The organism is Amnibacterium sp., assembly GCF_025463795.1.
Taxonomy (GTDB): Bacteria; Actinomycetota; Actinomycetes; order Actinomycetales; family Microbacteriaceae; genus Amnibacterium.
This window is the reverse complement of sequence record NZ_JAODBE010000013.1, coordinates 1-6,501: the sequence shown is the minus strand read 5'-3', so window position 1 is coordinate 6,501 and position 6,501 is coordinate 1. Positions and strand designations below refer to the sequence as shown.

At 72.6% G+C, this 6,501-nt stretch carries 8 protein-coding genes and 1 pseudogene; 3 read left to right on the top strand and 6 right to left on the bottom strand.

Translation table 11 applies throughout. The features are described 5' to 3' along the window. Positions 1-408 (bottom strand): 2-C-methyl-D-erythritol 4-phosphate cytidylyltransferase (locus JWQ92_RS01120; protein WP_297342614.1); only part of this gene is annotated, 408 nt, incomplete at its 3' end. Continuing rightward, positions 405-887, bottom strand: coding sequence for a CarD family transcriptional regulator (locus tag JWQ92_RS01115; protein ID WP_297342613.1), 483 nt, complete (start codon positions 885-887; stop codon positions 405-407). The genes JWQ92_RS01120 and JWQ92_RS01115, both read right to left, overlap by 4 nt. Positions 888-1,061: 174 nt before the next feature. On the opposite strand from JWQ92_RS01115, the gene JWQ92_RS01110 reads away from it, so the two are divergent. Then, the gene (locus JWQ92_RS01110) at positions 1,062-1,631 is read left to right on the top strand and encodes a hypothetical protein (RefSeq protein ID WP_297342612.1); all 570 of its coding nucleotides are present in this window, start codon (positions 1,062-1,064) and stop codon (positions 1,629-1,631) included. Positions 1,632-1,643: 12 nt separating this feature from the next. On the opposite strand, the gene JWQ92_RS01105 is transcribed toward JWQ92_RS01110, so the two are convergent. Both JWQ92_RS01105 and JWQ92_RS01100 read right to left on the bottom strand, forming a co-directional pair. Beyond that, a complete protein-coding gene (locus tag JWQ92_RS01105) occupies positions 1,644-2,342 on the bottom strand; it encodes a response regulator transcription factor (protein WP_297342611.1) in 699 nt (232 codons plus the stop codon). Further along, positions 2,339-3,511 (bottom strand): cell wall metabolism sensor histidine kinase WalK, encoded by a 1,173-nt coding sequence (locus JWQ92_RS01100; RefSeq protein ID WP_297342610.1) that lies wholly within the window; start codon positions 3,509-3,511, stop codon positions 2,339-2,341. Before JWQ92_RS01100 ends, JWQ92_RS01105 begins: the two co-directional genes overlap by 4 nt. A gap of 149 nt (positions 3,512-3,660) precedes the next feature. Here JWQ92_RS01100 and phoU point away from each other — a divergent pair, with 149 nt between their 5' ends. After that, on the top strand, positions 3,661-4,314 hold the full coding sequence (gene phoU, locus JWQ92_RS01095) for a phosphate signaling complex protein PhoU (protein ID WP_297342609.1): 654 nt from the start codon (positions 3,661-3,663) through the stop codon (positions 4,312-4,314). Positions 4,315-4,382: 68 nt separating this feature from the next. Here phoU and JWQ92_RS01090 read toward each other — a convergent pair whose 3' ends face one another. Further along, the gene (locus JWQ92_RS01090) at positions 4,383-5,135 is read right to left on the bottom strand and encodes a phosphoglyceromutase (protein ID WP_297342608.1); all 753 of its coding nucleotides are present in this window, start codon (positions 5,133-5,135) and stop codon (positions 4,383-4,385) included. A 51-nt stretch (positions 5,136-5,186) separates the two neighbouring features. On the opposite strand from JWQ92_RS01090, the gene JWQ92_RS01085 reads away from it, so the two are divergent. After that, positions 5,187-5,960 (top strand): class I SAM-dependent methyltransferase, encoded by a 774-nt coding sequence (locus tag JWQ92_RS01085; RefSeq protein WP_297342607.1) that lies wholly within the window; start codon positions 5,187-5,189, stop codon positions 5,958-5,960. A gap of 1 nt (position 5,961) precedes the next feature. Here the strand turns inward: JWQ92_RS01085 and JWQ92_RS01080 are convergent. Continuing rightward, positions 5,962-6,501: pseudogene (locus JWQ92_RS01080) on the bottom strand (FUSC family protein); the annotation flags it as partial.

Genomic DNA, 6,501 nt, shown 5'->3' with positions numbered 1-6,501 from the left:
GACCGTGTCCGCCGGGGTGAGCGCGGGCACGACCCCCGCGCCCGACACCATGACGGCCGCACGGACCGCGTCGAACACCGCGGACGGCGTGAGTGGCCGAGCGGCGTCGTGCACGAGCACCACCTCGTCGTCCGGCACCTCGGCCAGCGCGAGCGCCACCGACTGCTGCCGGGACGCACCGCCGGCGACGACGCGAATGGTGGCGGAGGTCCGCACCGCGACCAGGGCGCGGACCCGGTCCAGAGCAGCAGGCGGCGCCGCGACGACGATCGTGTCGACGTCCGCAGCCAGCACGGCGTCGAGCGTCCAGTCGAGCAGGACTCTGCCTGCCAGCGGCACGAGCGCCTTGGGCACGCCCGCGCCGAGCCGCACGCCGTCGCCGGCAGCGACGACGACGACGGTGGTCAGGAGGCGAGCACCTCGTCGAGCACCGTGGAGGCCTGCTCCTCGTCCGTCTTCTCGGCGAGCGCGAGCTCGGAGATGAGGATCTGGCGGGCCTTCGCGAGCATGCGCTTCTCGCCGGCGGAGAGCCCGCGGTCCTGGTCGCGGCGCCACAGGTCGCGGACGACCTCGGAGACCTTGATCACATCGCCGGAGGCGAGCTTCTCGAGGTTGGCCTTGTACCGGCGCGACCAGTTGGTCGGCTCCTCGACGAACGGGGCGCGCAGCACCTCGAACACGCGGTCGAGGCCCTCACGGCCGATGACGTCGCGCACGCCGACGAGGTCGACGTTGTCGGCGGGCACCTCGATCGTCAGGTCACCTTGAGCGACGTTGAGCTTGAGGTAGGTCTTCTCCTCGCCCCTGACGGTGCGCTTCTTGACCTCGACGATCTTCGCCGCTCCATGATGGGGGTATACGACGGTTTCGCCGACCTCGAACTGCATGAGTGTCCTTCCGAAAAGCGGCCCTCATTCTAGCACAGCGCTTGTTCAGGGACGGGTGGGGGGCCCGGATCCAGGGGTCCGCAGGGGGGCCGTCCGCTAGGCTGCACGCGGATCCGACTGCCGTTTCCACCCCGTTCGACGGGCCGGGACGGCGACACGACGAAGGGTGCGCCGGTGAAGATGCGCGTTGCGGCATCCGTCGCGCTCGCGGGACTGATCGTCCTCGGGGCGAGCGGCTGCGAGTTCATCAGCCCGCAGGACACGACGCAGATCAACCAGGTCGCCGACGGCATGGATGCGACCGTCGGCAAGGTCGGCATCCGCAACGCGCTCCTCTTCACCGCCGGGGGCACCGACGCGAACCTCGTCACGACGCTCGTGAACACCGGATCCGCTGCGGCGACGGTGTCGATGCAGTACACGAGCTCCACCGGCCCGACGACGCAGCAGCTCACGGTCCCGGCGAACGGCGCCCTGTCGGTGCGTCCGGGCGGTGACCAGGTCGTGACCCTGTCGCAGGTGACGGCGAAGGCGGGCGCGCTGTTCCCGGTCTACTTCACGTCGGGCGGCTCGAGCACCACGGTGAGGGTCCCCGTGCTCGATGGCTCGCTGTCCGGCTACCAGACGCTGACGCCGACGCCGACGCCGGTCGCGATCCCCGGCGGGACGCCCACGCCCTCGCCGACGGGCAGCACCTCGGGCTCGCCGGCGCCGATCGACTCCGCGACCCCGGCCGCGGGCTGACGACTGCGGGCCTCAGGCCCCTGCCGGCAGGTCCTCGAACCGGTAGCCGAGCCCCCGCACGGTGAGCAGCATGCGCGGCTCCCCCGGGTCGTCCTCGATCTTCGCCCGGATCCGCTTGATGTGGACGTCGAGCGTCTTCGTGTCCCCGAAGTAGTCCGAGCCCCAGACGCGGTCGATGAGCTGCCCCCGCGTGAGCACCCGGCCGGCGTTGCGGAGCAGCAGCTCGAGCAGCTCGAACTCCTTCAACGGCATCGCCGTCTCCCTGCCGCGCACGAAGACCGCGTGCCGGTCCGCGTCGAGGCGCACGGTGCCCGACTCGAGCACGTCGGGGCCGACGGCGTCGCTCGTCTCGACGCGGCGGCGCAGGACGGCGCGGATGCGGGCGAGCAGCTCCCTGCTCGAGTACGGCTTCGTCACGTAGTCGTCGGCGCCCAGCTCGAGCCCGACGACGATGTCCACCTCGGCGTCCTTCGCCGTCAGCATGATGATCGGCACGTCGGAGACCGCGCGGATCCGCCTGGCCACCTCCGTGCCGGGCAGCACGGGGAGCATGAGGTCGAGCAGCACGAGGTCCGCGCCGGTGCGGTTGAACCGGGCGAGGGCCTCGCCCCCGTCGGCTGCAGCCGTCACCTCGTAGCCCTCGCGCTGCAGCAGGTAGACGAGGGGCTCGGCGATGGCGGGCTCGTCCTCGACCAGCAGGATGGTGGTCACACGCGTTCCTTGTCCCGACGCCTGGGTCGCTCGATCGGCGGTGCCGGCGTCTCGGGCAACCGGATCGTGAAGGTCGAGCCGCGGCCGGGGCGGGACCAGACCCGCACCTCGCCGCCGTGGTTCTCGGCGATGTGCTTGACGATGCTGAGACCGAGGCCGGTGCCGGTGCCGCCGGTCTGGCGGGAGCGGGCCGGGTCGCCCCGGTAGAAGCGCTCGAACACCCGGTCGATCTCCTCGTCGGGGATGCCGACGCCCTGGTCGGTCACGGCGATCTCCACCACACCGTCGCGGGAGCGGGCACCGATGCCCACGTGCCCGTTCGGCGGCGAGTACTGCACCGCGTTCGCGACGAGGTTGTGCACGGCCGTGGTGAGCAGCGTCTCGTCACCGAGCACGAACAGACCGGAGCGCTTGCCGACGACCACGTCGATGCGCTTCGCGTCGGCCAGCACGTGGTTGCGGTCCACGGCGGCGTGCACGATGTCGTCCAGGGCGACCGGCTGCGGCTCGTGCAGCGGGTCCCGGGACTGGATGCGTGAGAAGTCGATGATCTCGCGCGTGATCTGCGCGAGCCGGGCGGCCTCGCTGGTGAGCCGGGACGCGAACCGGCGCACCTGGTCCGGGTCGTCCGCGGCCGAGTCGAGCGCCTCGGCGAGCAGGCCGACGGCCCCGATCGGGGTCTTCAGCTCGTGGCTCACGTTGCCGACGAAGTCGCGGCGCACGGCTTCGAGGCGAACCGCGTCGGAGCGGTCCTCGACGAGCAGCAGCACGGCGCTGAGGCCGATGGGTGCGGCGCGGGCCGCGATGTGCAGGGTGGGCGGGCCGACCGTGCCGCGGCGCAGCAGCAGATCCTTCGTCCTGGGGGTGTGCCGGGCCCGCGACTCGTCGACGAGCACGACGAGCTCGCGGTGGTTCAGCAGGCGCCCGTCCACGAGCCCGAGCGACTCCGCCGCGGCCGTCGCGAGCAGCACCGTGTTCGACCCGTCGACCATCAGCGCGGGGCCGTCGAGCGCGCCGAGCGCCGCGGCGATGCCGTCGGGCAGCCGGCGGTCGACGAGTTCGAGCGCCGCCGCCCCGCGGTCCATGGCGGACCGCAGCAGCACCGCGAAGACGGCACCCACCGCGAGGCCGAAGACGAGGGCGAGCACCACCGCCTGTGCCGTGCTCATGCGGCTTACACTAGGTGCCTGTCCAGGCATGGGCTCCGCCCGACGACGTCCTGGGCCCGCGAGTTGGCCTGCCGTTCCCCGTTCCGGCACCGGATGTTCACCTTCGGCCGGGACGGTGGTCCCCGGACCGGCCACAGAGGGGAAGAACGTTGCGCGAGGTCTTCCAGCAGGAGCTCCACGAGGTGCAGGAGCGGCTCGTCCGCATCGCCGACCTCGTGGCCGACGCCATCGACAAGGCGACGACGGCGTTCAACGGCCAGGAGGTGAGCCTCGCCGAGAGCGTGATCGCCGACGACCACCTCATCGACGAGCTCGCCCGCAGTCTCGACGAGCTGGCGATCGACATCCTCGCCCGCCAGCAGCCGGTCGCCCGCGACCTCCGCGTCGTGGTGAGCGCCCTGCGGATCAGCGCCTCCCTGGAGCGGATGGGCGACCTGGCCGAGCACATCGCTCAGCTCTCCCGGTACCGCTTCCCCGAGAAGGTGGTGCCGAAGACCCTGCGACCCACCTTCAAGGAGCTCGGCAGGCTCGACGTCGCGATCGCGAGGAAGCTGACGCGGCTGCTCGAGACCGAGGACGCCGATCTCGCGGAGGAGATCCGGAACGACGACGACCTCGTCGACGAGCTGCACCTCAGCGTCTTCGACAAGGTGCTCGGTGAGACGTGGAAGGGCGCGGCCAGCGACACGGTCGATGCCACGCTCGCGAGCCGCTACCACGAGCGCTTCGCCGACCACGCCGTCTCCATCGCGAAGAAGGTGCAGTACCTGCAGACGGGTGCCTGGGTGGTTCCGACCCCGTAGCGTCCGCACGAACCGCGCCGTGCTCCGCACGGCTCCTCATCCGAGGTGAAGGGGTCTCGCAGCCGGGGCTACTTGGTGCCTTGCGCTGCGACCGCAGCCGCGCCCGCGGCGGCCGCCTCGGGGTCGAGGTACTCGCCGCGCGCGACGATCGGCTTCAGGTGCTCGTCGAGGCGGTAGTGCAGCGGGATGCCCGTGGGGATGTTCAGCTCGGCGATGTCGTCGTCGGAGATGCCGTCGAGGTGCTTCACGAGCGCGCGCAGCGAGTTGCCGTGCGCCACGACGAGCACCCGCCGGCCGGCGCGAAGCCGGGGCGCGATCTCGACGTCCCAGTACGGGAGCATGCGGTGCACGACGTCCTCGAGGCACTCGGTGTCGGGCACGTCCGGGCCGAGGGCCGCGTAGCGCGGATCCGACGACTGCGAGAACTCCGCGTCGGCGGGCAGCGGGGGCGGCGGCACGTCGTACGAGCGACGCCAGGTCTTGAACTGCTCTGGGCCGTACTCGGCGAGCGTGGCCGCCTTGTCCTTGCCCTGCAGCGCGCCGTAGTGGCGCTCGTTGAGCCGCCAGTGCCGCACGACCGGCAGCCAGGCGAGGTCCGCCGCGAGCAGCGCCTCGTCGGCCGTCTGGATCGCCCGCGTGAGCACCGACGTGTAGACGATGTCGGGGATCAGGCCGGTCTCGCGGAGCAGGCGGCCCGCCCGGCGGCCCTCCTGGACGCCCCGCTCGGTGAGCCGGACGTCCACCCACCCGGTGAAGAGGTTCTTCTCGTTCCAGGTGCTGTAGCCGTGGCGGAGCAGCAGCAGCGAGTGTTCGGCCGGCATGGGGCCAGTGTACGGCGGGCTTCCGGGACGCCCCTCGGCTACCGTCGGCGCATGGTGGAGGGCCGGGTGACGCGCGGCACGACCGGCACCAACCGGCTGCGCCGCGTCGACCGCTACCTCGCCGCCTCCCCCGCGCTGCGCTGCGCATCCTCGCCCCTGGTCGTCGATCTCGGCTTCGGCGCCCGCCCCTGGACGGCGCTCGAGCTCGCCGATCGCCTCGCACGGGCGCGGCCGGATGTCCGGGTGCTGGGCCTCGAGATCGACCCGGCGCGCGTAGCGGCCGCGGTGCCCTCGGCGACAGGACGCGTCACGTTCGCGCTCGGCGGGTTCGAGGTGCCGACGCCCGGGGACGAGGCGCCGGCGATCATCCGGGCGATGAACGTGCTGCGCCAGTACGAGGAGGCGGAGGTCCGGGGCGCTTGGGATCGGATGCGCGCCCGCCTCGCGCCCGGCGGTTTGCTGCTGGACGGCACCTGCGACGAGCTGGGTCGCATCGCCTCCTGGGTCGACGTGGAGGCGCACGGCCCCTGCCGATTCACGATCGCGCTGCGGCTGACGGGCCTCGAGGCGCCGTCGGTCATCGCCGAGCGCTTGCCGAAGGCACTCATCCATCGCAACGTGCCGGGCGAGCGGATCCACGACCTGCTGCAGGGTCTCGACGCGGCCTGGGCGCGCGCCAGCTCGCTGTCCGTCTACGGCCCGGTGCAGCGGTTCGTCGCGACCGTCGAGGCGCTGCGCGCTGCCGGCCATCCGGTCGAGGGCGGTCCCAAGCGGTGGCGGCTGGGCGAGCTGACCGTGCCGTGGTCGTCCGTGGCGCCGCGCTGACTCAGTGGAGCACGGGCAGCTCGGCGCGCACCAGGTCCGGGTCGATGCCGGTCGCCGCGGCGAGGTCGACGACGACCGGCCGCACGAGCACGGCGACGAGCGACTCCGTGATGGAAGCGCCGGGGAGGAGGCTCGCGGGGTCGAGCCGCCGGGCGATCAGCAGCAGGTCGTCCCTGGCCGTCACCGCCTCGTCGGGGTCGTGCACGGACCGGGCGAGCAGGTCGACGGCGGAGCCGATCGCGGCGAGCAGCTCGGCCAGCTCCGGACGCGGCCGCCCGTCGGACACGAGGGCGTCGACCCGGCGACCGATCGTCCGCAGCGACCGGATCGCCAGCTCCACGCCGCTGAGCAGCCGGCGCTGCGCCTGCAGCTCGGGCAGCCGGTGCCGCAGGAACGGCGAGATGCGCGCGATCGCGATCGCGGAGTCGAGGGTCGACGTCCAGTCGTCGACGAGCGGATGCAGCGCCCGCAGCCGCGCGAGCCCGGCCTCGCCGACGGCGCGATCCCCGCGCCGCAGCGCCCGCGCCTCGTCGTCGAGGCC